Below are 26585 nucleotides of genomic sequence, written 5' to 3'. Positions count from 1 at the left end.
CCGTCGCCCGCCGGATCTCGCGCATGCGGTCCATCCGGTCCGCGACCCGTGACTTGCACGGGCCGTGCCGTCGCCGCAACCGCCGCCGACGCGACGCCTCCTCCGAACCGACGATGAGCGCGCCGGACGGCCCTGTCAATTAATAAATCATGTGGACTTATTTATTGACAGGGCGCGATGGTTGTGGAAACCATGGCGTCGAACCGGTCGTCCAGGAGGTGGGCGGTCGGCATCGGTCGGCGCCGCCGGGGACGGCGGGCCAGACGTCAGTGGGAGGACTTCATGGCTGTTTCCAACCGTCTCAAGACGGCTCTCTTCGCGTGCGCCGCTTTCGCCGCCCTCGGCGCCGCGCCCGCCTTCGCCAACGTCGGCGCCTGCCTGATCACCAAGACCGACACCAACCCCTTCTTCGTCAAGATGAAGGAAGGCGCCACCGCCAAGGCCGCCGAGATCGGCGTCGACCTCAAGACCTACGCCGGCAAGATCGACGGCGACAGCGAGAGCCAGGTCGCGGCGATCGAGTCGTGCATCGCCGACGGCGCCAAGGGCATCCTGATCACCGCCTCGGACACCAAGGGCATCGTGCCGGCCGTCAAGAAGGCCCGCGACGCCGGCCTGCTGGTGATCGCCCTCGACACCCCGCTCGAGCCGATCGATTCCGCCGACGCCACCTTCGCCACCGACAACCTGCTCGCCGGCGAGCTGATCGGCCAGTGGGCCAAGGCCACCCTCGGCGACGCCGCCAAGGACGCCAAGGTCGCCTTCCTCGACCTGACCCCGTCGCAGCCGACGGTCGACGTGCTGCGCGACCAGGGCTTCATGAAGGGCTTCGGCATCGACGTGAAGAACCCGGACGTGATCGGCGACGAGGACGATGCGCGCATCGTCGGCCACGACGTCACCAACGGCAACGAGGAGGGCGGCCGCAAGGCCATGGAGAACCTCCTCCAGAAGGACCCGGGCATCAACGTCGTCCACACCATCAACGAGCCGGCCGCCGCCGGTGCCTACGAGGCCCTCAAGGCCGTGGGCATGGAAAGCAACGTCCTGATCGTCTCGGTCGACGGCGGCTGCCCCGGCGTCAAGAACGTCAAGGAAGGCGTGATCGGCGCGACCTCGCAGCAGTATCCGCTGCTGATGGCCTCGCTCGGCATCGAGGCGATCAAGAAGTTCGCCGACACCGGCGAGAAGCCGCAGCCGACCGCCGGCAAGACCTTCTTCGACACCGGCGTCTCGCTGGTCACCGACAAGCCGGCCGCCGGCGTGCCGTCGATCTCGGTCGACGAGGGCATGGCGAAGTGCTGGGGCTGATCGCCCGCGGCACCCGTCTTCCCTGAACGGGTCCATCCGAACGTGAAGGGACGCGGCCGACCGGCCGCGTCCACCGCCGCGACGGTCCGCCGTCCGCCACCCGCGCGGGCCGGCGTGCCGCCGTCGCATCCATCGGCCGACGAGGAGGGTGCCGACGTGAGTGGCGTCCAGGACTTCGAGAAATCGCTCGCCCGGAGCGACAACACCGTCGCCAGCTTCGAGCCCCCGCGCTCGCCGCTGAAGGCGTTCCAGCACAAGCTGCACGGCAGCCCCGCGGCGGTGCCGCTGATCGTGCTCGTGCTCTCGCTCGGCCTGTTCGCCGTGCTCGTCGGCGGCAAGTTCTTCACCGCCTTCTCCCTGACGCTGATCCTGCAGCAGGTCGCGATCGTCGGCATCGTCGGCGTCGCCCAGACCCTGGTGATCCTGACCGCGGGCATCGACCTGTCGGTCGGCGCGATCATGGTGCTGTCGTCGGTGGTGATGGGCGCCGGCGTGTTCCGGCTCGGCTTGCCTCCCGAACTCGCGGTGGCCCTCGGGCTCGTGGTCGGCCTCGCCTGCGGCGTGCTCAACGGTCTCCTGATCGCCAAGATGAAGCTGCCGCCCTTCATCGTCACGCTCGGCACCTGGCAGATCATCCTCGCCACCAACTTCCTCTATTCGGCCAACGAAACCGTCCGCGCCCAGGACATCGAGCAGACGGCACCGCTGCTGCAGTTCTTCGGCCAGAGCTTCCGCATCGGCGGCGCGGTGTTCACCTTCGGCGTGGTCGCCATGGTGCTGCTGGTGCTGGTGATGTGGTACGTCCTCAACCACACGGCCTGGGGCCGCCACCTCTACGCCGTCGGCGACGATCCGGACGCGGCCGAACTCTCCGGCGTCCAGGTCGACAAGCTGCTCGTCACGGTCTACGGCCTGTCCGGCCTGATCTGCGCCTTCGCCGGCTGGGCCCTGATCGGCCGCCTCGGCTCGGTGTCGCCGACCGCCGGCCAGTTCGCCAACATCGAATCCATCACCGCCGTGGTGATCGGCGGCATCTCCCTCTTCGGCGGCCGCGGCTCGATCCTCGGCATGATGTTCGGCGCGCTGATCGTCGGCGTGTTCTCGCTCGGTCTGCGTCTGGTCGGCACCGACCCGCAGTGGACCTATCTCCTGATCGGCGTCCTGATCATCGGTGCGGTCGCCATCGACCAGTGGATCAGAAAGGTGAGCACCTGATGTCCGTCCAGCCCATCCTCGCCGCCCGCGGACTGGTGAAGCGCTACGGCCGCGTCACCGCCCTCGACCACGCCGACTTCGACCTGATGCCGAACGAGATCCTCGCGGTGATCGGCGACAACGGCGCCGGCAAGTCGAGCCTGATCAAGGCGCTGTCCGGCGCCGTCACCCCCGACGAGGGCACCATCACCCTCGCCGGCAAGGAGGTCCGGTTCGGCTCGCCGCTCGAGGCGCGCGGCGCCGGCATCGAGACCGTCTACCAGAACCTCGCGCTGTCGCCGGCGCTCTCGATCGCCGACAACATGTTCCTCGGCCGCGAGATCCGCAAACCCGGCCTTGTCGGCACGCTGTTCCGCACGCTCGACCGCACGGCGATGCGCAAGATCGCCCGCGACAAGCTCACCGAACTCGGCCTGATGACGATCCAGAACATCGACCAGGCGGTCGAGACGCTGTCCGGCGGCCAGCGCCAGGGCGTGGCGGTGGCGCGCGCGGCGGCCTTCGGCTCACGCGTCGTCATCCTCGACGAGCCGACCGCCGCGCTCGGCGTCAAGGAATCCCGGCGCGTGCTCGAGCTGATGCTAGACGTCAAGCGCCGCGGTCTTCCGATCGTGCTGATCAGCCACAACATGCCGCACGTCTTCGAGGTCGCCGACCGGATCCACATCCACCGGCTCGGCAAGCGCATCGCCGTCGTGAACCCGAAGGACATCTCGATGAACGACGCGGTCGCCATCATGACCGGCGCGATGCAGCCGCCGCAGGCGGCGCGCGCGGCCTGAGCCGGCCCCGTCGCGTCCCGGTTCGCCGGGCCGCGCCGCGGGACCGGCTCCCGACGCCGGCCGGCGCGCTGCGGGGCGCGTCCGGCTGGCGTCGGCGGGGCCCACCGTGCGAGACTCCGGGGCGACGCGGCCCTCGCGCCGCCCCGACAACCGGTGAGTCCCCCGATGTCCTCGATCGAACCCGTCCGCCTCGGCGTCGTCTCCACCGCCAAGATCGCCCGCGACAAGGTGATCCCGGGCCTCAGGACCACGCCCTGGGTCGAGGTCGCGGCGATCGCCTCGCGCGACGCCGACCGCGCCGCCGCGACAGCCGCCGCGCTCGGCATCCCCACCGCCTACGGCTCCTACGAGGCGCTGTTCGCCGATCCCACGATCGAGGCGGTCTACATCCCGACGCCGAACGACAGCCACGTCGACCTCTCGCTCGCCGCCGCGCGCGCTGGCAAGCACGTGCTCTGCGAAAAGCCCGCCGGTATGAACGCCGCCGACGCCGCACGGCTGCGCGCGATCCCGGAGGGCATCGTCTGGACCGAGGCCTTCATGGTGCGCCAGCACCCGCAGTGGCTCGCGGTGCGCGACATGGTCCGCGCCGGCCGGATCGGCCGCCCGATCGGCGTCCAGGTCTGGTTCTCCTACGACCTCCACGATCCCGACAACATCCGCAACCGGCCCGAGAACGGCGGCGGCGCGCTGCTCGACATCGGCTGCTATCCGATCGTGGTGTCGCGTTTCGTGCTCGACGCCGAGCCGCTCCGGGTCGCCGCCGCCATCGATCGCGACGCGACTTTCGGCACCGACAGGCTGACAAGTGCGCTGATCGACTTCGGTGCCGGCCGCCACCTGACCTTCCAGGTCGCGACCCAGAGCGTGCCGCACCAGCGCGTCGACGTCGTCGGCACGGCTGGACGGCTGCAGGTGATGATTCCCTTCAACGCGCCTCAGGGCGAGGCGACGGTGATCCGCTTCGACGACGGTGTCGCCCTCGGCGACGCCGGCATCGAGACGATCATCCTGCCGCCGTCCGACCAGTACGGCCTCGAGGGCGAGGCCTTCGCCAAGGTGATCCGCGGCGTCGAGCCCGCCGTATACGGCGTCGACGACGCGATCGTCATGATGACCATCCTCGAGGCGACCGAGCGCGCGGCCCGCGAAGGCCGTTGGGTCGAAATCGACCGTCCCGTTTAGACCAAAGTGGACTCGACACCGCAAAGGTCATGCAAAAACCGGGCTGTCGCGACTTTCCTATTAGAGCCGATTTCGTTGTGTAGCAGTGGCGAACATGTCAGTATCCGAACGGGGGGGTAGGAGGTATTTCGGCTGAGTTCTTATCCGGGCTGATACGCATGTCCGGATGACGTCGCGCCGAGGTCTGCCTGCCGTTGTGTCGCTCGACGCGAGTGGGTGGGAATGTATATTTCGCAAGACCATATGTCCGGCAAAGTCCGGCGCAATCTGCACGAACAGATCGCACACGACATCGGGACCCAGATCGTCCAGGGCACCTATGGCGAGACCGATCTGCTCCCGACCGAACTGACCCTCGCCGAGCGCTACCGGGTGTCGCGCACGGCGGTACGCGAGGCGTTCCGGATCCTCGCGGCGAAGGGCATGACGGTGTCCCGTCCCAAGATCGGCACCCGCGTGCGCATGCGCGTCGACTGGAACATGCTCGATCCCGACGTGCTGACCTGGCACCTGCGCCAGGGTGCGACAGCCGACTTCGTCGAGGCGGTGTTCGAGGTGCGCTTCTGCATGGAGCCCGAGGTGGCGGGGATCGCGGCCGAGCGGCGCACCGACCGTCACCTGCGCGCCATGGCAGCGGCCCTGCAGACCATGCAGAAGGCGAGCGCGACGCGCGACACCCTGGTTTCGGCCGACATCGCGTTCCTGCAGGCGATGCTCGACGCCTCCGGCAACCCGATCTATCGCAGCATCGGCACCGTCACCGAGAGCCTGATCCGCTTCCTCGAGGGTGCCTGCCTGCCGGCCGACCGCCGCAACGCCGGCGACGCGGCCGTCACCGGCGTCAATCCGGCGACCCGGCGCCACGCCGCCGTCTATGCCGCGATCCGCGATCGCGACGGCTTGCGGGCCCGCGAGGAGGTGCGCGGCATGGTGGCGGCGGCACGCGAAGCCTGCCTCGCCGCCGCGACCGGCGCGGCGGCGGTGACGGAGCGGCCGGCCCTGTCCGCCTGAAGCCCGATCGCGGCGCCCGCCGGCGCCGCGTTATCCCCAGACGATCGGTGCAGCGTCCCGTGTTTTGCCACGGCGCGTCGGTTAATCTAAGGTAAACGGCAGTGGATGGTTCGCGCGCGGTGTTCCGCGCCGCGCCGTCCTGCTCGTGGACCCAGGGAGACCACCGATCATGACCGGCACGCGGGGCGAACAATCCGGCGAAGGCCAGAAGGTCCGCCGCCTGTCCGACGCGGTGCGCCGGGTGCGGGTGGCCGAGGCCGAGCGTACCGACGCCTTCGCCGACCTGCACGAGGCGGAGCGGGCGCGGCTCGAGATGCTGGCCGAGGAACTCGCCGGCGTGTTCGGCGAACTGCCGGCCGACGACGACTACTTCATCTGCCAGGTCAACGGCGGGCATCCGCCGCGGCTGTGGATCGACCCGACCTCGCACGTCACCATCGGCCGCGACCGCCGCACCTACCGCTTCCTCAAGGACACCCGGCTCGGCCGCGTGGTGCTGACCGAGCACGCCGACATCGGCGTCGTCGCCGACGCGGTCACCGACTATGTCGCCGAGCGGGTGGTGGAGCGCGACCGCGCCAAGGACACCGACCAGTTCCTCGCCCGGCTGAAACTCGCCTTCCTGCCGCAGCAGCCGGGACGTACCGCCACCGCCGGCCGGGCGACGGCGGTCGCCGCGGCGGCCTCGTCCGGCGCGCCGGATCGCGGCGCGACGCGGCGCGGCACCGCGCTCTGGGCGCTGATCGCCTTCCTGTTCGGCATCGCCGCCGGCGCGCTCGGGCTGGTCGCCTACGCCTGGTTCAGGATCGGGCCGGTCTGAGTCGCGGCCGAGGCGCCGCGCGTCAGCCGGTAGCCGTGCTCGCCGACCACCACGAAGTCGCCGCCGGGCCGCAGGATCCGGTGCTCGACCATGCCGACGCGCCAGCCGTCGTTGCGGCGCTCGATCTCGAACAGGTTGAAGCCGGCGCCCGGCTTGTGGCCGCCGGGCTCCTGGCTCGCCGAGGGCACGCCGATCACCGGCACCGGCCCGTCCGGACCGGCGAGTTCCATGCGGGTCGCGAGATGGGTGTGGCCGTGCAGGACCAGCTCGGCGCCGTGGGCGCGGATGGCGGCGCGGACGCGGCTGCCGCCGACGAGGCGCTTGTGCCAGTCGGTCGAGCCGCGGATCGGCGGGTGGTGGATCATCACGACGCGGAACAGGCCCTCGCGGCCGAGCTGCTCCAGGCGGTCGCAGAGCCGCGTCGCCTGCTGCACCGAGACGTGGCCGGTGGCCATGAACGGGCTCGACGCCCGTGCCGTCGACACACCGATCAGCGCGACGTCGCCGCGCCGGCGCACGGTCGGCCAGGACGGTGAGCCGTGGTCGGCGTCGCCGACGATCCAGGGACACCAGGCGGCGGTGGCCTTGACCAGCGCGCCGGGCACGTAGGCGTCGTGGTTCCCGGGCACGACGGTGACGTCGCCGCCCGGACCGATGGTCTCGAGGAAGGCGCGTGCGGGTTCGAGCTCGGCGGCGAGGGCGATGTTGACGAGATCGCCGGTGACGGCGACGTGGTCCGGCGCGGTGGCGTGGACGGCGGCGACCAACCGCGCCAGGAGGTCGCCCTTCATGGCGACGGCGCGGTTGCGATGCCAGTTGATGTAGCCGAGCACACGCTTCGACGCGAGTTCGCGGACCGAAGCGGCGGGCAGGGGGCCGATGTGGGGATCGGACAGGTGGGCGAGACGGAACATCGGTTCCTGGGTAGACCACCCCGCGCACGGGGTAAACCCTCCGGGTCGTCCGGCCACGACGTCCCGTCGTGGCCGCGGGGACCGGAACCCGTCTCCGCCCTCCGGCGCGTCAGCGGTTGTAGAAGGTCAGCAGCGACGCGATCAGGTAGGGATTGTAGGCGTCGACGGCCGGCTTCCAGGTGAACTTGCGCTCGGCCTGGGGGCGACGACGGAACACGGAGAACATGATGACCTTCTATGGTTGATTTCGGGTACGGTCGCTTCGTGAGCAATTCCGTGCCCACGATGTAGTCATTTGGCGCGATATCAGCCAGAGGGGCCGTGATCGGGCTGCCATGCACGCCCCGCATGGCATCTTCACGTGAAATTCACGGCTGTCGGAGTCCGATGTGGGGATCGTCACCACGGGAGCTGCCTCGATGGACCGCGTGCTCGGGATCCTGAAGCCGGCGGTGCTCGCCACCCAGTCCCTGGTGCTGAGGGTGACGCGCGGCGTCACCTTCGGCGTCCGCGGCCTCGTCTGCGACGGCGAACGCGTGCTCCTGGTGCGCCACAGCTACGTGCCCGGTTGGTACCTGCCCGGCGGCGCCGTCGAGCCCGGCGAAACCGCGCTGGTGTCGCTCGGCCGCGAGCTCGACGAGGAGGCTGCCGTCGCCATCGACGGCGAGGCACGTCTGCACGGCCTGTTCTTCAACGAGCGCATGGCGCGGCGCGACCACGTCGCGGTCTACCACGTGCCGTCCTGGCGGGCGCTCAGGCCCTTCGTGCCGAACCGCGAGATCCGCGAGGCGCGCGTGTTCCCCGTCGACGCCCTGCCGGCCGATTCGACCGACGCCACCCGCCGCCGCGTCGCCGAACTCGTCGCCGGCGCACCGATTTCGCCGCTGTGGTGAACCCGCTTGTGAACGCCGGCGGCTTCGTGATATGCGGGACGCCTTCCTGCCTTCCGGGATGGGCGATGTCGATCTCTCCGGCCGATCTGCGACGACGAACCGAGCCGCGCGATGCCTCGCGCCGCTGCCGTTCGTCCGCGTCCCGGCCGCCCGCCTCCGTCTGAGAGCGAGGCTGCGGCGGGTGCCGCGGAACCAGACCGTCTTCTTCCCAGGTTCCGCCATGTCCGCCATGCCGAAGCTCTTCGCCGACGCCGCCACGCCCGCGCCGCTCGCCGCCACGTCCGCCACGCCTGCCGAGGGAATCCTCTACCGTCCCGAGACCGCCGCCGACGAAGCGGCGATCGAGGCGATCCACGAGGTCGCCTTCGGCCCCGGCCGTTTCGCCCGCACCGCCTTCCGGCTGCGCGAGGGCGTGGCGCAGGACCCGCACCTCAGTCTGGTCGCCGAACTCGACGGCGCGGTGGTCGGTTCGGTCCGGCTCACCCCGATCCGGATCGGCGAGACGCCGGCGTTGCTGCTCGGTCCGCTCGCCGTCCGGCCCGACCTCAAGAGTCGGGGTATCGGCACCGCGCTGATGCGGCGGTCGATGGAGGAGGCCCGGGTCCGCGGCCATCGGCTGGTGCTGCTGGTCGGCGATCTGCCCTACTACTGGCCGTTCGGCTTCCGGGTGGTGAAGCCCGGCAGCGTCGAGATGCCCGGTCCGGTCGATCCCGGCCGGCTGCTGGTTGCGGAGCTGATTGCGGGGGCGGCCGACGGCGTCCACGGCCCGGCCCGCGGCGGTGCCTGACGTGACGGCCGCGACGTCCCGCGGCCTCGTCGCCGGTGTCTCGATGGTGCTCGCCACCGCCGACCCGGCGGAGGGCGCCGCGATCGTCCGCGCCCTCGTCGCCGACTGGGGCGCCGGCCTCGGCCGCCTCGACGTCGCGCCCTACAGCAAGCTCGGGAATCACGTCCGCGCCGCGGCGCTGGTGCGGCTGCCGGCCGGCACCGACCCGGTCGAGGCCCTCGACGCCGTCGCCGCGCGCCTCGGCGGTCCCGACTTCGCCGCGACCGCCCACACCGCCGGGGACGACGACGGCGCACCGGCCCGCGAAATCGTGATGGACGGCCGCACCACGGCGCTGACGCCGGCGGTGCTGCTGTGGATAGACCTCGAACTCTGGACCGTTCCCGAGGCACAGGCCGACCTCGAGGCGGCGATCATCCGCGCGAACACGGCCGGCTGAGCTCCGGCCCGCACCCGTCAGCGTCCCTCGCGCCACCACGTGCCGCCGATCGCCATCAGCAGCACGGCGAGGCCGAGGAAGCCGCCGAGCAGGCGGGTGCGGTCGATGCCGGTGACCTCGTAGGCGTCCGACATGTCGAGGCCGATCCAGCCGGAGCCGCCGAAGGTGGTGCCGCCGCGCTCGGGCACGATGCGCGGCAGGGCGAGCGAGGCGTCGGCGGCGTCGCGCAGGCGCTGCACCGTGCCGCCGGTGGCCTCCGCGATCGGGCGGACCACGTCGGTGGTCGAGAGCAGCGAGCGGTATTCGGCGAGGTCCGTCGGCCCGACGTGGGCGAGCGCGGAGAGCTCGCCCTCGCGGGCCTTGTAGAGGCCGAGCGGGGCCTTGGCGAGACGGGCGCGGAACAGCCCGGGCTCGACCGGGTCGAGCGCGATGTCACGGCCGGTGCCGTCCGGCATGGTCAGCGTCACCGCGCCGACGCTCTCGCCGAGGGTCTGGCGCTCGATCACGAGGTCGCCCTTGTCGGCGGAAAGGCGCAGCGCCTCCTCCTCGAGGTCCGGCTCCTTCATCAGCCAGTGCGCGAGGTTGCGCAGCAGCGGCACGTGCGGGCCGCCGCCCTCGAAACCGCGCGCCCACAGCCAGACGTGGTCGGACAGCAGCATGGCGACGCGGCCCTTGCCCTCGTGGGAGAGCACCAGCAGCGGCCGTCCGTCCGGCCCGTCCATCACGGTCTGACCGCGGTCGGCGGTGGCCTCGACGAGGCGGAACCAGCGCGCCCACGCCGGCGGGTTCGCCGTCGACCCGGGCAGGTCGCGCGTCACCGGATGGCGCTTGCCGAGGTCGCTGACCACGGCCTTGTAGGGCAGTTCCAGCACGCCGCCGGTCGGGCGGGCCGGCAGCGTCGGGGCGAGCGGCGTGTCGTAGACGCTCTCCTCGTTGTTCGGATCGGGTCCGGCCGCGATCAGCACCGCGCCGCCGTCGGCGACGTAGCGGGCGATGTTGTCGAAGTAGATCAGCGGCAGCACACCTCGGCGCTGGTAGCGGTCGAAGATGATGAGGTCGAACTCGTCGATCTTGGTGGCGAACAGCTCGCGGGTCGGGAAGGCGATCAGCGACAATTCGTTGATCGGCGTGCCGTCCTGCTTCTCCGGCGGGCGCAGGATGGTGAAGTGCACGAGGTCGACCGAGGCGTCGGACTTCAGGAGGTTGCGCCACGTCCGCTCGCCGGCGTGCGGTTCGCCGGAGACCAGCAGCACCCGGAGGTTCTCGCGGATGCCCTCGACCACGGCGACGGCGCGGTTGTTGATCGGCGACAATTCGCCGTCGATCGCCGCCGTCTCGATCTCGAAGATGTTCGGTCCGCCGTGCGGGATCTCGACCTCGAGGCTCGCCTCGGCGCCGGGCACGACCACCTCGCGGGCGATCTCCTCGCCGTCGCGGCGGATCACCACCTCGGCGGCCGGGCGCGGGCCCTCGGCGCCCTGGTCCTCGACGCGGTAGCGGATCACCTGACGCGACTGCACCAGCCCGAATTTCGGCGCCGACGCGATCGCGACACGGCGGTCGATCTCGCCGGGCACGCCCGTGATCAGCGCGTGCACCGGCGCGTCGAAGCCGAGCGCCGCCTTGGCGGCGGGCACGTCGTGGATCTCGCCGTCGGTGACGGCGATCACGCCGGCGATGCGGTCCGGTGGCACGTCGGAGAGCGCGCGCGAGACGTCGCCAAACAGGCGGGTGCCGTCGCCGGTCGGCTCGCGACCGCTCTCGATCGTGCGGACCTCGACATCCGGCAGGCGCTTCAGCCGTTCGACGAGGTCGGTCACGGCGGCGGTGGTGTCGTCGGTGCGGGTGCCGACCGACTGCGAGGCGCTGCGGTCGGCGACCACGGCGACGACGCTCTTCAGCGGGGCGCGCTGCTCCTCGACCAGGGACGGGTCGGTCAGCGCGGCGAGCAATAGGGCGAGGGCGAGACCGCGGGTGAACGCACCCTTGATGCGCCGATGGACGCCGAAGGCCACCACCACGAGCGCGAGCACACCGGCGGCGGCGAGCGCCCACCAGGGCAGGAACGGGTCGAAGGAGAGCGTCCAGGTCAAGGGGCGGTCCTCACTGGCCCAGCCGCTCGAGCAGGGCGGGCACGTGGACCTGGTCGGCCTTGTAGTTGCCGGTCAGGGTGTACATCACGATGTTGACGCCGGCGCGCAGGGCGAATTCGCGCTGGCGCGGCTCGCCGGGCACCACGGGATAGAGGAAGCTGCCGTTGTCGTCGGCGGCCCAGGCGCCCGCGAAGTCGTTGCCGGTGATCAGGATCGGCGAGACGCCGTCGCCGGCGCGCACCGGGCGGACGTCGCCGCCTTCGTCGGCGGCCTCCTCGTCGGCCGGGCGGGTCGCCTCGACCCAGAGCGGCGAGCCGACGTAGCGGCCGGGGAAGTCGTTCATCAGGTAGAACGCCTTGGTCAGCACGTGGTCGGCCGGCACCGGCTCCAGCGGCGGCACGTCGACGCCGGCGAGCATCTCGCGCAGCCGCACCTGCGCCGGGCTGGAATCCGAGCCGGGCACGACGTCGAACTGGTCGCGGGTGTCGAACAGCACCGTGCCGCCGGACTTCATGAAGGCCTCGACGCGCTGCATCGCGGCCCGGCTCGGCGCCGGCACGGCCGGGTCGACCGGCCAGTATATCAGCGGATAGACCGACAGCTCGTCCTTCTCCGGATCGAGCGCCATCGGCCGGCCCGCCTCGAGGGCGGTGCGGGCGGAGAGATAGCGCGTCAGCGCCCAGAGGCCCGCGCGGCTCGCCTCGTCCACGGTGGCGTCGCCGGTCTCGACATAGGCGAGCCGGGTCACCGAGACGGCGTCGAGCAGCTTCTGGTCCTCCGGCGACAGCGTGCCCTGCGCCCGCGCCCCGTCCGCGGGCAGGCCGGCGGCGAGCGCGGCGGCCAGCGCGACGACGGCGACCGTCGCGGTGGCCGGGCGGCGGCCGGCGAACAGGCGGACGCCGCCGACCAGCACCAGCACGGCGAGGGCGTCGACCACCAGCAGCAGGAAGCCGAGCACGAACAGCCACGGCCCGAGCCGCGTGCCGGCCTCGGCGGCGAGCGGCGCGCGGGCGGCGCCGGCGAGGGCCGAGGCGTCGAGGCGGACGTAGGGCGTGTCGGGGCGCATCAGGTTCACCGCACGGAAGGCGTCCTCGCCGCCGTAGAGGCCGGGCGGCGTGTCGCGGGAGGCGAGCACCGTGGCGGCGGCGCGGGCGGGCAGGCCGCGGACGTCGGCGCGCGGCGTGGTGAAGCGGCCGAAGCCGTCGAGCACGGTCATCGGCGGCAGCGTCACCTCGGTGCCCTGGACGGCCGCCGCGGAGGTCGCGGAGCCGCCGGCATGGCCGAGCGCGACGGTGCGGCGGAGCATCTCCACGAACGCGCCGGACAGTGGCAGGTTCGACCACGTCGTGTCGGCGGTGACGTGGAACAGCACCAGCCAGCCGCCGCCGACCGGGCGAGCGGTGACCAGCGGCGTGCCGTCGGCGAGGCTCGCCCAGGTGAAGCGGTCGAGGTCCGGCGACGGCTCGGCCAGCACCTGCCGCTCGACGGTGACGTCGGACGGCACCACCGAGCCGGCGAAGGGGCCGGCCTCGGAGAAGCCGGCGAGGGCCTGCGGCTTCTCCCACGACAGGCTGCCGCCGAGGGTGCGGCCGCCGCGGCGCAGCGGCACCGGCACGAAGTCGTCCTCGCCGGCGGCGAGATGGGGACCGGCGAAGCGGATCAGCACGCCGCCGCGCTCGACGAAGCTGCGCACCGCGGCCGCGGTGTCGCCGGAGAGCGTGCCGACGTCGGCCATCACGATCGCGGCGACCCTCTCGTCGAGATAGCCCTTGACGGCGGCGTCGACCGCCGGCGAGCGCGGCTCGCGGATGTCGGCGAAGGGTAGCAGCGCCTTGGTGAGATAGTAGGTCGGCGACAACAGCGGCTGCGCCCGGTCGCCACCGACGCCGGAGATCAGTCCGACGGTGCGGCGGCGCCAGCGGTCGTCGAGCAACTGCACCGCGGACGCCGACTCGGCGCCTGCGAGTTCGACGCGGGCGATCTCGTTGCGGAGCTCGAGCGGCAGCTCGAAGCGGACAGAGGTCTCGGTCGCCGCGCCGTCGAAGGCGTAGGGGCGCTCGTCGAGCAGGCGGCCGCGGCGGTCGACGGCGCGGGCGGTGCCGGTCGCCGGCGTCGCGCCGTCGATGCGGCGGACGGTGGCGGCGATGCCGGTGCCGTCGTGGGCGACGGCGACGACCGCCGGCGGCGGCGTCGAATCGGCGCCGGCGAGCACGATCTCGGCGCCGGCGGCGAGCGCGGAGAGGCTGGCGGCGAAGGCCTTGGCCGAGCCGTCGTCGGCGGGTTCGGCGATCCAGATCACGTCGCCCGGCCGGGCCGCCTCGGCGGTGCGCTGGAGGGCGGCGACGATGGCGCCGTGGTCCGGCGACCACGCCCGCGGGCCGACGGCGGCGAGGCGGCGGGCGGCGTCGTCGGCGGTCCGGGCGACCACGTCGGCGTCGGTGCCATCGGCGGTGGCGACCAGCACGACGGTGCGGCCGGCCTCGCGGGCGCCGTCGATCACCGTCTCGGCGGTGCGCAGCCGCGCCGCCCAGTCGGGCGCGGCGGAAAAGCCGTTGTCGACGATCAGCCAGACCGGCCCGGTGCCGGTCAGCCGGTCGGCGGCGGGGCGGAACACCGGCCCGGCGAGGGCGAAGATCACCGCGGCGGCGGCGAGGAGGCGGATCGCCGTCAGCCACCACGGCGTGCGCGCCGGGGTCTCCTCCTCGACGCGGACCTCGGCGAGCAGGCGCAGCGGCGGGAAGGTCACCGTCTCCGGCCGCGGCGGCGTCACGCGCAGCAGCCACCACAGCACCGGCAGGGCGGCGAGGCCGACCAGCACCCAGGGCGTCGCGAAGGCGAGGGGCAGTCCGGTCACGTCGGGATCTCCCGGGGGCCGGCCGCGAGCGCGCCGCCGGCGGCGAGCCGGCCGTGCAGGGCGAGCAGCGCCTCCGTCGGCGGCCGGTCGGTGTGGTGGACCGCGAAGCTCCAGCCCGGCAGCCGCATGGCGGCGCGCAGGCGGTCGCGGTGGCGGACGAGGGCGGCGACGTAGCCGGCGCGCCAAGCCTCGGCGCGCCCGGCGGTCACGCGGCCGCCGGTCTCGGGGTCGCGGAACTCGGTGCGGCCGACGAAGGGGAAGGTCTCCTCGACCGGGTCCATCACCTGGACGAGGTGGACGCGCGCGCCCGTGGCGGCGAGCCGGCCGAGATCGGCGGCGACGTCGTCGGCGGGATCGAGGAAGTCGCCGACCATGACGACCTCGTGCAGCCGCCGCACCGCGGAGAGATCCGGCCGCGCCGCCTCGCCCTCGACGTGGGCGAGCGTCGAGGCGAGCCGTTCGGCGGCGCTGCGCGAGGCGAGCGGCCGGCCGTGGCCGAGGAGGCCGATGCGCTCGCCGGAGCGGGCGAGCAACTCGGCGAGGGCGATCGTGACCAGAACGGCACGGTCGCGCTTGACCACCGGCGCGAGGCCCGAGCGGAAGTTCATCGACGGCGACAGGTCGACGTGGAGCCAGACCGTGTGGGCGTTCTCCATCTCGCGCTCGCGCACGAACAGGTGGCCGTCCTCGCGGGCGGAGCGGCGCCAGTCGATCGAGCGGGCGGGCTCGCCGAACTGGAACGGGCGGAACTGCCAGAAATCCTCGCCGCCGCCGGCGCGGCGCCGGCCGTGCCAGCCGGCCGCGACGGTGTTGGCGACCTGCTTCGCCTCGACCAGCAGATCGGGGAGCGCGGCGGCGAGCGAGCGGGCCGACGCGGTGAGCGCCGGCGTGACGCGTGGCTCGATCCGCGTCGGGTCGGCCATGGTCAGGCGATCCTCCCGACGAGGTCGGCGACGACGTCGCGCACCCGCACGCCCTCGGCGCGGGCGGCGAAGGTCAGCGCCATGCGGTGCTGCAGCACCGGCTCGGCGAGCGCGCGGACGTCGTCGATCGAGGGCGCGAGCCGGCCCTGCATCAGCGCGCGGGCGCGCACCGTCAGCATGAGGGCCTGACTGGCGCGCGGGCCGGGGCCCCAGGCGATGCGGTCGGCGTGGCGGCCGACGCCGCTCTCGGGACGGGCGGAGCGAACGAGGTCGAGGATCGCCTCGACCACCTTCTCGCCGACCGGCACCCGGCGGACCAATTGCTGCAGGCGCATCAGTTCCGGACCGGTCAGCACCGCTTCGGCCCGCGCCTCGGCCGCACCGGTGGTCTCGAGCAGGATGCGGCGCTCGCTGTCGCGGTCGGGATAGTCGACGTCGATCTGGAGCAGGAAGCGGTCGAGCTGGGCCTCGGGCAGCGGATAAGTGCCCTCCTGCTCGAGCGGGTTCTGGGTCGCGAGCACGTGGAAGGGCTCGGGCAGGTCGTGGCGCTGGCCGGCGATGGTGACGTGGCGTTCCTGCATCGCCTGCAGCAGCGCCGACTGGGTGCGCGGGCTGGCGCGGTTGATCTCGTCGGCCATCAGCAGTTGCGCGAAGATCGGGCCGCGCAGGAAGCGGAAGGCGCGGCTGCCGTCTGCGGCCTGTTCGAGCACCTCCGAGCCGAGGATGTCCGAGGGCATCAAGTCGGGCGTGAACTGGATTCGGCGCTCGGAGAGGCCGAGCACGGTGCCCATGGTCTCGACCAGCTTGGTCTTGGCGAGGCCGGGCACGCCGACCAGCAGGCCGTGGCCGCCGGCGAGCACCGTGACCAGCGCGCGGTCGACCACGCTCTCCTGGCCGAAGATGACCCGGGCGATCGCGGCGCGCGCCGCGGCGATCCGGCCGACCGCCACCTCGGCCTCGGCCACGATCGCGTCCATCTCCGCCGTCCCGAGGGTTGCCGCTGCACTCATCGTCGACCGGTCCTCTCCTTGGCATCGCCCGCGAGTTTGACATCTTCGGCGGCGCGGCGCATCCCATCCCCTCGCGACCCTACATGGACCGGAGACGTCTTTCGACCAGGAGGGCCGCGAATTCGGACCTCGGCGTGGCCACGTCGTCACGGGGTCGTGAACGCCGGAGGCGGCGGAACGAAGGCGGATCGGCGATGGACGAGGCGGACGACCGGGCGGGACGGGGCGACGTCGGCGGGTTGGCGGCGCTGGTCGCGCGGGCCGCGCCCGATGGCCGCAGGCCGCCGGTCGAGCGCTGGAACCCGCCGTTCTGCGGCGACATCGACATGGCGATCGACCGCGAGGGGCGCTGGCACTACATGGGCTCGCCGATCGGCCGCGAGGCGCTGGTGCGCCTGTTCGCCGGTGTGCTCAGGCTGGAGGACGGCCGCTATGTCCTCGTGACGCCGGTGGAGAAGGTCGGCATCCGCGTCGCCGACGTGCCGTTCCTGGCGGTGGAAATGCACGCCGAGGGCGACGGCGCGGCGCGCCGGATCACCTTCCGCACCAACGTCGGCGACCTCGTCGAGGCCGGGCCGGACCACGCGATCCGCTTCGCCCTCGACGAGCGCGGCGGCCTCGTGCCCTACGTCCACGTCCGCGCCGGCCTCGAGGCGCGGCTGACCCGGCCGCTGCTGCACGAGATCGCCGACCTGGTCGAGACCCGGGGCGACGACCTCGGCGTCTTCGCCGGCGGCGTGTTCCACCGGCTGCCCGCGGAGGCGTCGGCGTGAGCGGCGACCTCGACGCCTTCACCGCCGCCGGCGTCCGCGCCCGCCGCGACCGGCTGCACGGGCTCGCCGCGCGCGACCTCGCGCCGCGCTTCCACGCCGGCGACGCCGCCATCGACCCGTCGCTCTCGGAATTCATGGCGGGGCTGACGCTGCGCGACGCCGCCGTGCTGATCGGTCTGTTCGAGCGCGCCGAGGGCGTGTCGCTGCTGCTCACGCGGCGCACCGACCAGTTGCGTTCGCACGCCGGCCAGATCGCGCTGCCCGGCGGCAAGATCGATCCGACCGACGACGGCCCGGTCGCCGCGGCGCTGCGCGAGGCGGAGGAGGAGGTCGGGCTCGACCGCCGCCTCGTCCACCCGCTCGGCCTGCTCGACCCCTACGTCTCCAACTCCGGCTACCGCATCTTCCCGGTCGTCGCCTTCGTCGAAGCCGACGCGCCGCTGGAGCCCAACCCGGACGAGGTCGCCGACGTCTTCGAGGTGCCGCTCGCCTTCCTGATGACGCCGACCAACCATCTGATCGAGAGCCGGCCCTGGCGCGGCGCCGAGCGGCGCTACTACGCCATGCCCTTCGAGGGGCGGCGGATCTGGGGCGTCACCGCCGGCATCCTGCGCCTCTTCTACGAGCAGGTCTTCGCATGACCGCAGCGCCGACGCGGATCGACGCCGCCTTCCTGCAAGATCCCGCCTTCCGCGCCGTCGCTGCCGCCCTCTGTGTCGAGGGCGACCGGATCCGCGTCGTCGGCGGCGCCGTGCGCAACACGCTGATGGGCGAGCCGGTCGCCGACGTCGACGTCGCCACCACCGCCCGGCCGGAGGTGGTGTCCGCGCGCGCCGTCGCCGCCGGCCTGAAGGCGATCCCGACCGGGATCGAGCACGGCACCGTCACGGTGGTCGCGGACGGCACCCCCTTCGAGGTGACGACGCTGCGCGCCGACGTCGAGACCGACGGCCGCCGTGCCGTCGTCGCCTTCACCGGCGACTGGGCCGCGGACGCCGGCCGCCGTGACTTCACGATGAACGCGATCTACGTCGATCCCGACGGTACGCTCCACGATCCGACCGGCGGCATCGCCGACGCCCTCGCCGGCCGCGTACGCTTCATCGGCCGGGCCGAGGACCGCATCCGCGAGGACTATCTCCGGATCCTCCGCTTCTTCCGCTTCCACGCCCGCTACGGCCGCGGCGCGCCGGACGCCGCGGCGCTCGCCGCCTGCGTCGACCTCCGCGCCGGACTGGATCGGCTGTCGCGCGAGCGGATCGGCGCCGAATGGCGCAAGCTGGTGGTGGCGCCGCGGGCGGCGGAGACGATCGCGCTGATGGCGGAGACGGGCGTGCTCGCCCACGTGCTCGGCCGGCCCGGCCGTCCGGAGCGCCTCGCCCGCGCCCTCGCACTCGCCGCCGCGGCGGGTCTCCCGGCCGATCCGATGCTGCCGACCGCTGCCGTCGCGCTCGACGCGCCCGCCGATGCCGAGGCCGTCGCCGACCGCCTCCGCCTCGCCAACGCCGAGCGCGACCGTCTCGCCGCGCTCGCCGCCTGGGCCGAGCGGCTCGGACCGGATCCGGATCCGGACGCCGTGCGCCTCGCCGTCTACCGTGCCGGCAACGCGGTCGTCGCCGGTGCGATCGTCCTCGCCGCCGCCCGCGCCGGCACCCCGGCACCCGCGACGCTGGCGATCGCGCGCGACTGGCCAGCCCCCGTCTTCCCGCTCGGCGGCCGCGACCTCGTCGCGGCGGGCATGGCGCCGGGCCCGGCGCTCGGTGCGCGGCTGAAGGCGCTCGAGGACGCCTGGATCGCGAGCGATTTCACTCGTGTGCCGCCGATCGACGGCGGCTGAACCTGCCGTTCCAGTCCCTCACTGCAGCTCGACGTTCACGAAGTCCTCGTAGATGTCGACGCAGATCACGGGAGTCGAGTTGACGATCTCGGCGCGCACCGCCTTGCTGGCGCGGCCGTTGCGCAGCATCGCTTCCAGCAGCGCGCGGTTGGCCTTGGAACGGAAGAATACGTCGTCCTCGTCCTCGTCGTCGCGCACGCCGAAGGCGTGGTAGTTGGCGCGGTCCTGCCGGATGATCGCGGCGGGATTGTCGAGCCGCTGGCCGTTGGAGTTGAAGTGGTCGTCCCGGCCGAGCCGGGCGCAATAGTGGTCGAGCCGGTCGTCGCCGGCGAAGGCCGGCACCGTCGCCGAGAGCGCGGTCACCGCGAAGAGTACCGCCAGAACAGCCGTCCGCATCGTCGTCCTCCCACCCGTCCGGGCCATCCCATCACGGCGCCGCGGCACCGTCCATCCGTGTTCGGGGGGAGGGGAGGGCGTCACGGCCACTTCACCAGCGGCGGCATCGAGGAGAGGATGCTGTCGACGTTGCCGCCGGTCCGCAGGCCGAAGATGGTGCCGCGGTCGTAGAGCAGGTTGAACTCGACGTAGCGGCCGCGGCGGATCAGTTGTTCGTCGCGGTCGGCCTCGGTCCAGGGCGTCGCCATGTTGGCGCGTACGAGCCGGGGGTAGACGTCGAGGAAGGCGAGGCCGACGTCGCGGGTGAAGGCGAAGTCGCCGTCCCAGCCGCCGGAATGCAGGTAGTCGTAGAAGATGCCGCCGACGCCGCGCATCTCCTGGCGGTGCTTCAGGTAGAAATACTCGTCGCACCAGGCCTTGTAGCGGCCGTAGTCGACGTGCGGGTGGGCCGCGCAGGCCGCGCGCATGGCGGCGTGGAAGGCGACGGTGTCATGATCCTCCTGGGTGCGCCGACGGTCGAGCACGGGCGTCAGGTCGGCGCCGCCGCCGAACCACTGGCGGGTGGTGACGACCATGCGCGTGTTCATGTGCACGGCGGGCACGTTGGGGTTCTGCAGGTGGGCGATCAGCGAGATGCCGCTCGCCCAGAAGCGCGGGTCCTCCGAGGCGCCGGGGATCTGGCCGCGGAACTCGGGCGCGAACTCGCCGTGGACGGTGGAGACGTGGACGCCGACCTTCTCGAACACCCGGCCGTGCAGGATCGACATCTCGCCGCCGCCGCCCTTGGCACCGGAATGGTCGGTGCGCTCCCAGGTCCGGCGGACGAAGCGGCCGGCCGGACGGTCGTCGAGCGGGCCGACGAGGTCATCCTCGATCGCCTCGAAGGCGGCGCAGATGCGGTCGCGCAGCTGGGCGAACCACGCTGCGGCGGCGGCCTTCTTGTCCTCGAGGCCCTCGGGCAGGCTCGTGGCGGCGAGCGCGGACTGTGGCATGGGCGTTCCTCCGGTTTCCCGTCGCTTTAGGACGGATCGGCCCCGCTTGTCGACGGTGCCGGTCCGGTGCCCGTCCGTCTGAGGGCCTCGCCGAGGATCATCGCCCCCGCAAGGGCGAGGTTGATCGAGCGCAGGCCCGGCCGCATCGGGATGGTGACGCGGGCGTCGACGGCCGCGTGCACCGCGTCGGGCACGCCGGCGCTCTCGCGTCCGAGCAGGATGACGTCGTCGGCGGCGAACGGGAAGGCGGTGTAGGGAAGGTCGGCGCGGGTGGTCGCCAGCACGAGGCGGCGGCCGGCGGCGGTCGTCGCGGCGCGAAACGCGTCCCAGCCGACGTGGCGGACGAGGGCGGCGGATTCGAGATAGTCCATGCCGGCGCGGCGCAGCGCCCGGTCGGACAGGTCGAAGCCGGTCGGCCCGATCACGTGGACCTCGACGCCGAGGCAGGCGCCGAGACGCAGCAGCGTGCCGGTGTTCTGCGGGATGTCGGGCTGGTAGAGCGCCAGGATCGGCATCGGCGCGGACCTCAGGTCGGGCTGCCGTCGCCGGCCGGACCGATCGGGCGGACCGGCCCGGTCACCGGCACGGTGCGCGTGGTCCGGCGCGGCGGCCGGCTCGCCATCCGGGCGGAGCGCTTCTCCATCCGGCGGTACATCCGGTCCTTGTCGCGGTAGACGAGCTGGTCCTGGTAGGGCGGCGCGATCCACTCGCGCGCGGCCTTGGCGAGGAAGTAGAACCCGGAGGAATAGGGGCTGCGGAAGGCGGCGAGGCCCTGCTCCTCGAAGGCGCGATCTTGGCGGCGGCGGTAGAGGTCCATGGCGTAGACCAGAGGCACGATGTTGTCCCAGCAGGTGACGATGTCCTTGCCGATGAACATGAACAGGACGTCGGTGTCGAGGATGCCGGCGGCGGCGAGGATACCGACGCGATCGTAGAAGGAACAGACGGCGGAGATCGCCGAGGCGAGCTTGGTCTCGATGCGGATCGGGTCGAGGCTGTCGCCCTCGAGCACGACCTTGCGCTGCAGGATCGTCTGCGCCGCCTCGAAATTGTAGATGTCGGTCTGCTCGGGCAGGCGGGCGATCTCGTCGTGGTAGGAAAAGCGGTGCATGACGAAGCGTTCCGCGGCGCGGAACTGCGGGTTCATGTAGGCGTCCATGAACTTCATCGTCTCGGCGACCCGGTTGGCCGAGATGGCGCGGTGGGCGCCGTAGGAGGCGTAGGCGATGCCGATCACGGTGAAGACCGTGATCATCGCCTGGGTCGCCATGTAGACGGTCTCGAGGCTGTCCTTCGAGGGCGTCGCCGCGTAGAGCGCGGCGGAGGCGACGACGAAGACGAACGCCTGGGCGGAGATGACGAGGGTCAGCCGGGAGCGGTAGCTGAGCTTCATCGGTCCGCCGGCCCCCGGTCCATCGTCGACGCGGCGGAGTGTTCCCCGTGCTTTGAGGCCGAAAGAGGGCCGGGCGGTGGCGGGCGCCGCGGTCAGGCGTAGGTGTTGGAGACGTCGAAGCGGCCGTGGCGGGCGTCGAACCAGCCGAGGGCGCGCTCGTGCACCAGGACGTAGTTGGCCTCGAAGTAGCGCTCGAGCTCGAAGTGCCAGGCCTCGAACACCTCGAGATGGTCCGGCATGACGCGGGCGACGCTGTAAGGCAGACCCTCGACGAGGGCGAAGACGTCGCGCAGGACGGCGTGCGAGGGGATCCAGCGGAAATTGTACTCGAACTGCACGACGTCGACCGCGCCCTGCGCCAGCAGCGGCCGTGCGCCGCGCAGGACCGCGAGGTCGTGGCCCTCGACGTCGACCTTGACGAGGTGGACGTGCTCGAGCCCGGCCGCCGCGACGGCGTCGGCGAGCGTGACCATCTCGACAGCCATGACCGCGCGGGCCTCCCGACGAACGCCGTCGTCGAGGGCGAGGGTGTTGGTACCGCCGGTGTCGCTCATGATGGCGAACTCGGCGGTGCCGGCGGTGTCCGACACCGCGGCGGCGTGCAGCGTGACGAGATCGGCGATCCCGGCGGCCGCGAGCCGGGCCGCCAGTTCGGCGCGCACCGTCGGCGTCGGCTCGAACAGGTGCAGGGCGAGGCGGTCGCGACGGCGGCGCTCGGCCGGCAGCGCGGCGACGAAGGGCACCGTCCAGTCGCCGACGTTGGCGCCGACGTCGAGGACCGCGAGCACCGGCACCGCCGCGTTGGCGGCGACGACGCGGGCGGCGAGGTGGAGTTCGCCGTTCTCGGCGGGGTCGTTGCGGCTCGGCTCGCCGCGTGCGGCGACGTAGAGACGTCGACCGAGGCGCCAGACCAACCGGCGCAGCCACGCGTTCGCGATCATCTCTCTCCGCCCAGACCCCGAATCCGCCGGCATCGACGCCGAGGGATGCCCATCGGCGCGATCCTATCGGTCCCGGGCCGGCCTCGGCAATGCGGGGCCGTCGGAGAAAGGGAGTTGAACGGAACGCCGCGGCTGGCTAGCTTGCCGAACTGCGCCGGCCACCCGTGCCGGCCGACCGTTTCGAGGGGGCGCGATGGCCCACGGACGCATTTTCTTCCGACGTCGTATCGTCTGACGTCGCCGCGACCGCCCGCGAGAGGCCCGATGGCCGCTCGGGCGGTGCGCAGGTCCCGCCCTTCGTCCCTTTCATCCCCCGAACCGCCCTGGCCGGAGCGCGCACGTCGCGACCCGCCGGGTGGCCCGCGTTTCCGGATTCTCCCGATGTTCCGCTTCTTCGAGCAACTGGTCGACCCGTTCCGTCCCCATCCGCCCGGCGCGCCGCCGGCGACGCTCGGCGGCTTCTACTGGCACCACCTGCGCCAGGTCTGGCCGCTGTTCGCGGCGCTGATGGTGGTGGGCCTGTTCGTGGCGCTGATCGAGGTGTCGATCTTCCGCTACATCGGCGCCATCGTCGACATTCTCGACACGACGACGCCCGACCGGCTGTGGGCCGAGCACGGCACCGACTTCCTGTGGATGGCGGCCGTGATCCTGATCGGCCGGCCGTTCTTCACCATGCTGCACGACCTCCTGACCCATCAGGCGATCGCGCCGTCCTTCACCAACCTGATCCGCTGGCAGAACCACCGCCACGTGCTCCGGCAGTCGATCGCCTTCTTCAACAACGACTTCGCCGGCCGCGTCGCGACCAAGGTGATCCAGACCGGCCCGTCGCTGCGCGAGTCGGTGGTCCAGGTCACTGACGCGGTGTGGTTCGTGGTGCTCTACACCGTGTCGGCGCTGGTGCTGTTCGCCGAGGCGGATCTGCGCCTCGCCCTGCCGCTGATCGTCTGGGTGGTGCTCTACGTCGTGGTGCTGCGCCACTTCGTGCCGCGCACCAAGAAGGCGTCGGAGGAGATCTCCGAGGCGCGCTCGCTGCTGACCGGCCGCGTCGTCGACAGCTACACCAACATCCACACCGTCAAGCTGTTCGCCCACGCCGAGCGCGAGGACAACTTCGCCCGCACCGCCCTCGAGGACCACACCGCGGTGTTCTTCGCCCAGCAGCGCCTGATCACCCAGATGACCACCACCATCTCGGTGATCAACAGCGTGCTGGTCACGGTGGTCGGCGCGCTGGCGATCTGGCTGTGGCAGACGGGCTCGATCACCACCGGCGCGATCGCCCTGGTCGGCGGCCTCGTGGTGCGCATCATCAACATGTCCGGCTGGATCATGTGGGAGGTGCAGGGCGTGTTCGAGAACGTCGGCATCGTCCAGGACGGCATCACCACCATCGCCCGGCCGCACACCGTGGTCGACGCGCCGCGGGCGAAGCCGCTCGCGGTGACCGGCGGCGAGATCCGCTTCGAGGACGTCCACTTCCACTACGGCCGGTCCAAGGGCGCGCTCGACGGCGTGACGCTGACGATCCGGCCGGGCGAGAAGATCGGCGTGGTCGGTCCGTCCGGCGCCGGCAAGTCGACGCTGGTCAACGTGTTCCTGCGCCTCTACGACCTCGAGGGCGGGTGCATCCTGATCGACGGCCAGGACGTCTCGGCGGTGACGCAGGAGAGCCTGCGCGCCGCCGTCGGCGTCGTCACCCAGGACACCTCGCTGCTGCACCGCTCGATCCGCGAGAACGTCAAGTACGGCCGGCCGGACGCCACCGACGGCGAGATGGTCGAGGCGACCGAACTCGCCCATGCCGCGGACTTCGTCGTCGACCTCGCCGACGCCCGCGGCCGCACCGCCTATGACGCCCACGTCGGCGAACGCGGCGTCAAGCTGTCCGGCGGCCAGCGCCAGCGCGTCGCGATCGCGCGCGTCCTCCTCAAGAACGCGCCGATCCTGGTGCTCGACGAGGCGACCAGCGCCCTCGACAGCGACGTCGAGGCCGCGATCCAGGAGAGCCTCGAGACGCTGATGGCCGGCAAGACGGTGATCGCCATCGCCCACCGCCTCTCCACCATCGCGCGGATGGACCGGCTGGTGGTGATGGACAAGGGCCGCATCGTCGAGACCGGCACCCACGCCGAACTCGTCGCCCGCGGCGGTCTCTACGCCGGCCTGTGGGCCCGCCAGACCGGTGGTTTCCTCGACCTCGGCGACGAGGCCGGGGCGGAGGGCACCGTCGGCGGACGTCCGGCGAAGGAGGAAGCCGCCGCTGAGTGACGCCGATCCGGCGCCGTCCCGGCCCTCCGCCTGGACGGCGCTGGACAGCGGGACCGCTCTCCGCGAAGGATGGCGGCCCCGCGTCCGCCGAGGAGCATCCGCCGTGGCCACCGTCCGCCAGCGCCCGATGGGCGTCGCCGCCGTCGTCGAACCGTCGGGCCGCGGCTCGCTCGCGGCCGTCTCCGGCGCCACCGCCGTGCTCGCCGGCTCGCCGTCGATGCCGGGGCTCAACCCGTTGGAACTGTTCGACGCCGCGCTCGCCGGCTGCCTCGCGCTCAGCGTCCGCATCGCCGCCCGCCACCTCGGCCTCGCAGACCGGATCGGCGAGGTCCGGGTCGAGGTCACCGGCGAGAAGGCGGCGGACGCGCCGTCCAGGATCGCGCGCCAGGTCTGCCGCTTCGGCATCGCCGGCGACCTCGCCGAATCCGAGCGGGCGGCGCTGATCGCCGAGGCGCACCGCATCTGCACCATCGGCAACAGCACCGCCGCCGCCGTCGAGATCGTCGACGGCGACCCGCTCTGAGGAGGGGCCGGTGATGGAGATCCGCGACGAGCGGCCTGAGGACGCGGCGGCGATGTCCCGCCTGATCGCCGACGCCTTCTCGGACATGCCCTACGCCTGCGGCTACGAGGCCGAGATCGTGGAGCGGCTGCGCGCCGCCGGCGCGCTCGACGTTTCGCTTGTCGCGTCGGACGAGGCCGGCCTCGCGGGGCAGGTCGCCGTGTCGGCGGTGGCGATCGACGGCGCCGATCGCGGCTGGTCCGGGCTCGGCCCGCTCGCGGTGCGGCGCGACCTCCGGCGTCGCGGCGTCGGCTCCGCCCTGGTCCGGGCCGCTCTCGATCGGTTGCTTGCGGCCGGAGCCGCCGGTTGCGTGCTGGTCGGCGATCCCGCCTACTACGGCCGCTTCGGTTTCTCGGCCGGTTCCGGTCTCGTCGTCGCCGGCGTACCCGACGGCCATGTTCTGGCATTGCCGCTGTCCGGACCGCCGTTCGCGGGACGCGTGACGTTTCATCCGGCTTTCGATCCGCCGCCTCAAACCTGAAACAAACGAAACGGAACGGCGCCGATCCGCGTCCGCGGACCGAAACACGGGCGCCGTAGAACTCTCCTCACCGACGGGCCGGCGCAGAACGGTCCCGGAGCCAGAGGAGAACCCGACCATGAAGTCCTTCGCCGCCCTCGCCGCCGCCGCCCTCGTCGCCTCCGCCACCGCCGCCACGGCCGCCCCCACCATCGCCGGCGCCTACTGGTCCGAGCGGGTCCTGAAGGTGTGCGACAACACCTCCTTCTGCGAGCTGAACTTCACGGCGGTTCCCGCCGGCAAGACGCTGATCGCCACCGACGCCGGCTGCGTCGTGACCATGCCGACCAACCAGGCGATCTCCGCGATCTCCGTCAGCGGTCGCAAGGCCGACAACACCTCGATCGGCCTCACCAACTACGTCCAGATCTCCTCCTTCTCGTCGGACGCCTCGTCCCGCCGCTACCAGGGCCAGACCAAGATGACCCACCTGGTGCTGGCGACCCAGCGCGCCACCGTGACCGCCTCGAAGTCGGCGGCCGTCGGCGAGTTCATCGTCAGCTGCACCCTGACCGGCACCTTGCAGTAACATCGCCCATGGCGGACGGTGCGACGGGGCCCCCCGCGGTCTTCCGGGCCTTCGACCGCACCGCCCGTTCCGGGGCCGGCGACCTGAGCAATCGCCGGCCCCGCTTCCCTCTCCCCCCGAGCGCGGCGCCC

Annotated in this window: 26 protein-coding genes; 16 read left to right on the top strand and 10 right to left on the bottom strand. The window is 72.3% G+C overall.

Features of this window, described 5'->3' with window-relative positions; all coding sequences use genetic code 11:
* Positions 1-282 precede the first annotated feature (282 nt).
* From EDD54_RS17555 to EDD54_RS17530, 6 genes are all read left to right on the top strand, one after another.
* Positions 283-1311 (top strand): sugar ABC transporter substrate-binding protein, encoded by a 1029-nt coding sequence (locus EDD54_RS17555; RefSeq protein WP_126538626.1) that lies wholly within the window; start codon positions 283-285, stop codon positions 1309-1311.
* A 156-nt stretch (positions 1312-1467) separates the two neighbouring features.
* Complete coding sequence (locus EDD54_RS17550) at positions 1468-2526, top strand: ABC transporter permease (RefSeq protein WP_126538624.1); 1059 nt, start codon at positions 1468-1470, stop codon at positions 2524-2526.
* Complete coding sequence (locus EDD54_RS17545) at positions 2526-3308, top strand: ATP-binding cassette domain-containing protein (RefSeq protein ID WP_126538622.1); 783 nt, start codon at positions 2526-2528, stop codon at positions 3306-3308. Before EDD54_RS17550 ends, EDD54_RS17545 begins: the two co-directional genes overlap by 1 nt.
* A gap of 165 nt (positions 3309-3473) precedes the next feature.
* A complete protein-coding gene (locus tag EDD54_RS17540; protein WP_126538620.1) occupies positions 3474-4493 on the top strand; it encodes a Gfo/Idh/MocA family protein in 1020 nt (339 codons plus the stop codon).
* A 243-nt stretch (positions 4494-4736) separates the two neighbouring features.
* Positions 4737-5504, top strand: coding sequence for a FadR/GntR family transcriptional regulator (locus EDD54_RS17535; RefSeq protein WP_165645090.1), 768 nt, complete (start codon positions 4737-4739; stop codon positions 5502-5504).
* A 169-nt stretch (positions 5505-5673) separates the two neighbouring features.
* Entirely contained in the window at positions 5674-6324 is a 651-nt protein-coding gene (locus tag EDD54_RS17530) for a hypothetical protein (RefSeq protein ID WP_126538616.1), read from the top strand.
* Here EDD54_RS17530 and EDD54_RS17525 read toward each other — a convergent pair.
* Positions 6294-7238 (bottom strand): metallophosphoesterase family protein, encoded by a 945-nt coding sequence (locus EDD54_RS17525; RefSeq protein ID WP_126538614.1) that lies wholly within the window; start codon positions 7236-7238, stop codon positions 6294-6296. The two genes, EDD54_RS17530 and EDD54_RS17525, sit on opposite strands and share 31 nt — an antisense overlap.
* Positions 7239-7657: 419 nt before the next feature.
* Here EDD54_RS17525 and EDD54_RS17520 point away from each other — a divergent pair, with 419 nt between their 5' ends.
* From EDD54_RS17520 to EDD54_RS17510, 3 genes are all read left to right on the top strand, one after another.
* Positions 7658-8131, top strand: coding sequence for an NUDIX domain-containing protein (locus tag EDD54_RS17520; protein WP_126538612.1), 474 nt, complete (start codon positions 7658-7660; stop codon positions 8129-8131).
* A 220-nt stretch (positions 8132-8351) separates the two neighbouring features.
* Positions 8352-8918 (top strand): GNAT family N-acetyltransferase, encoded by a 567-nt coding sequence (locus EDD54_RS17515; protein ID WP_245515803.1) that lies wholly within the window; start codon positions 8352-8354, stop codon positions 8916-8918.
* Between the two features lies 1 nt (position 8919).
* Positions 8920-9357 (top strand): hypothetical protein, encoded by a 438-nt coding sequence (locus tag EDD54_RS17510; RefSeq protein WP_126538610.1) that lies wholly within the window; start codon positions 8920-8922, stop codon positions 9355-9357.
* Between the two features lie 17 nt (positions 9358-9374).
* Here EDD54_RS17510 and EDD54_RS17505 read toward each other — a convergent pair whose 3' ends face one another.
* Genes EDD54_RS17505 through EDD54_RS17490 form a run of 4 tightly spaced genes read right to left on the bottom strand, consistent with a single transcriptional unit; the run spans position 9375 to position 16237 of the window.
* Positions 9375-11450: a hypothetical protein gene (locus EDD54_RS17505; protein WP_126538608.1), complete on the bottom strand. Its 2076-nt coding sequence runs from the start codon at positions 11448-11450 to the stop codon at positions 9375-9377.
* 10 nt (positions 11451-11460) lie between these two features.
* Positions 11461-14304 carry a DUF4159 domain-containing protein gene (locus tag EDD54_RS17500; protein WP_126538606.1) on the bottom strand — a complete coding sequence of 948 codons (2844 nt, stop codon included), beginning with the start codon at positions 14302-14304 and terminating at the stop codon, positions 11461-11463.
* Positions 14301-15227, bottom strand: a complete 927-nt coding sequence (locus tag EDD54_RS17495; protein ID WP_126538604.1) for a DUF58 domain-containing protein — start codon at positions 15225-15227, stop codon at positions 14301-14303. The genes EDD54_RS17500 and EDD54_RS17495 overlap by 4 nt, the downstream gene beginning before the upstream one ends.
* Positions 15228-15229: 2 nt before the next feature.
* Positions 15230-16237: an AAA family ATPase gene (locus EDD54_RS17490; RefSeq protein WP_126538602.1), complete on the bottom strand. Its 1008-nt coding sequence runs from the start codon at positions 16235-16237 to the stop codon at positions 15230-15232.
* Positions 16238-16431: 194 nt separating this feature from the next.
* On the opposite strand from EDD54_RS17490, the gene EDD54_RS17485 reads away from it, so the two are divergent.
* The 3 genes from EDD54_RS17485 to EDD54_RS17475 are packed head-to-tail and all read left to right on the top strand — an operon-like array spanning position 16432 to position 18847.
* Positions 16432-17010, top strand: coding sequence for a DUF1285 domain-containing protein (locus EDD54_RS17485; protein ID WP_126538600.1), 579 nt, complete (start codon positions 16432-16434; stop codon positions 17008-17010).
* Positions 17007-17651: a CoA pyrophosphatase gene (locus EDD54_RS17480; RefSeq protein ID WP_245515802.1), complete on the top strand. Its 645-nt coding sequence runs from the start codon at positions 17007-17009 to the stop codon at positions 17649-17651. Before EDD54_RS17485 ends, EDD54_RS17480 begins: the two co-directional genes overlap by 4 nt.
* Positions 17648-18847, top strand: coding sequence for a CCA tRNA nucleotidyltransferase (locus tag EDD54_RS17475; RefSeq protein WP_126538598.1), 1200 nt, complete (start codon positions 17648-17650; stop codon positions 18845-18847). Before EDD54_RS17480 ends, EDD54_RS17475 begins: the two co-directional genes overlap by 4 nt.
* An 18-nt stretch (positions 18848-18865) precedes the next feature.
* Here the strand turns inward: EDD54_RS17475 and EDD54_RS17470 are convergent, their stop codons facing one another.
* The 5 genes from EDD54_RS17470 to EDD54_RS17450 all read right to left on the bottom strand — a co-directional run bounded on the left by EDD54_RS17470 (position 18866) and on the right by EDD54_RS17450 (position 22569).
* Positions 18866-19243 (bottom strand): hypothetical protein, encoded by a 378-nt coding sequence (locus EDD54_RS17470; protein WP_126538596.1) that lies wholly within the window; start codon positions 19241-19243, stop codon positions 18866-18868.
* Positions 19244-19323: 80 nt separating this feature from the next.
* A complete protein-coding gene (hemF, locus tag EDD54_RS17465) occupies positions 19324-20235 on the bottom strand; it encodes an oxygen-dependent coproporphyrinogen oxidase (protein ID WP_126538594.1) in 912 nt (303 codons plus the stop codon).
* 26 nt (positions 20236-20261) lie between these two features.
* On the bottom strand, positions 20262-20750 hold the full coding sequence (locus EDD54_RS17460) for a tRNA (cytidine(34)-2'-O)-methyltransferase (protein WP_126538592.1): 489 nt from the start codon (positions 20748-20750) through the stop codon (positions 20262-20264).
* Between the two features lie 11 nt (positions 20751-20761).
* On the bottom strand, positions 20762-21628 hold the full coding sequence (locus tag EDD54_RS17455) for a DUF4760 domain-containing protein (RefSeq protein ID WP_126538590.1): 867 nt from the start codon (positions 21626-21628) through the stop codon (positions 20762-20764).
* Between the two features lie 92 nt (positions 21629-21720).
* Positions 21721-22569 carry an FkbM family methyltransferase gene (locus EDD54_RS17450; protein ID WP_165644626.1) on the bottom strand — a complete coding sequence of 283 codons (849 nt, stop codon included), beginning with the start codon at positions 22567-22569 and terminating at the stop codon, positions 21721-21723.
* Positions 22570-22950: 381 nt separating this feature from the next.
* Here EDD54_RS17450 and EDD54_RS17445 point away from each other — a divergent pair, with 381 nt between their 5' ends.
* The 4 genes from EDD54_RS17445 to EDD54_RS23090 all read left to right on the top strand — a co-directional run bounded on the left by EDD54_RS17445 (position 22951) and on the right by EDD54_RS23090 (position 26454).
* Positions 22951-24843 carry an ABC transporter ATP-binding protein gene (locus EDD54_RS17445; protein WP_126538586.1) on the top strand — a complete coding sequence of 631 codons (1893 nt, stop codon included), beginning with the start codon at positions 22951-22953 and terminating at the stop codon, positions 24841-24843.
* 103 nt (positions 24844-24946) lie between these two features.
* Positions 24947-25366, top strand: a complete 420-nt coding sequence (locus tag EDD54_RS17440; protein ID WP_126538584.1) for an OsmC family protein — start codon at positions 24947-24949, stop codon at positions 25364-25366.
* Between the two features lie 13 nt (positions 25367-25379).
* Complete coding sequence (locus EDD54_RS17435; RefSeq protein ID WP_126538582.1) at positions 25380-25886, top strand: GNAT family N-acetyltransferase; 507 nt, start codon at positions 25380-25382, stop codon at positions 25884-25886.
* Positions 25887-26004: 118 nt separating this feature from the next.
* Positions 26005-26454, top strand: coding sequence for a hypothetical protein (locus tag EDD54_RS23090; RefSeq protein WP_165644625.1), 450 nt, complete (start codon positions 26005-26007; stop codon positions 26452-26454).
* Positions 26455-26585: the final 131 nt, after the last annotated feature.

The organism is Oharaeibacter diazotrophicus, assembly GCF_004362745.1.
In the GTDB taxonomy this organism is placed as follows: Bacteria; Pseudomonadota; Alphaproteobacteria; order Rhizobiales; family Pleomorphomonadaceae; genus Oharaeibacter; species Oharaeibacter diazotrophicus.
Note: the sequence above shows the minus strand (reverse complement) of the source record. Positions and strands in the feature narration are given on the sequence as shown.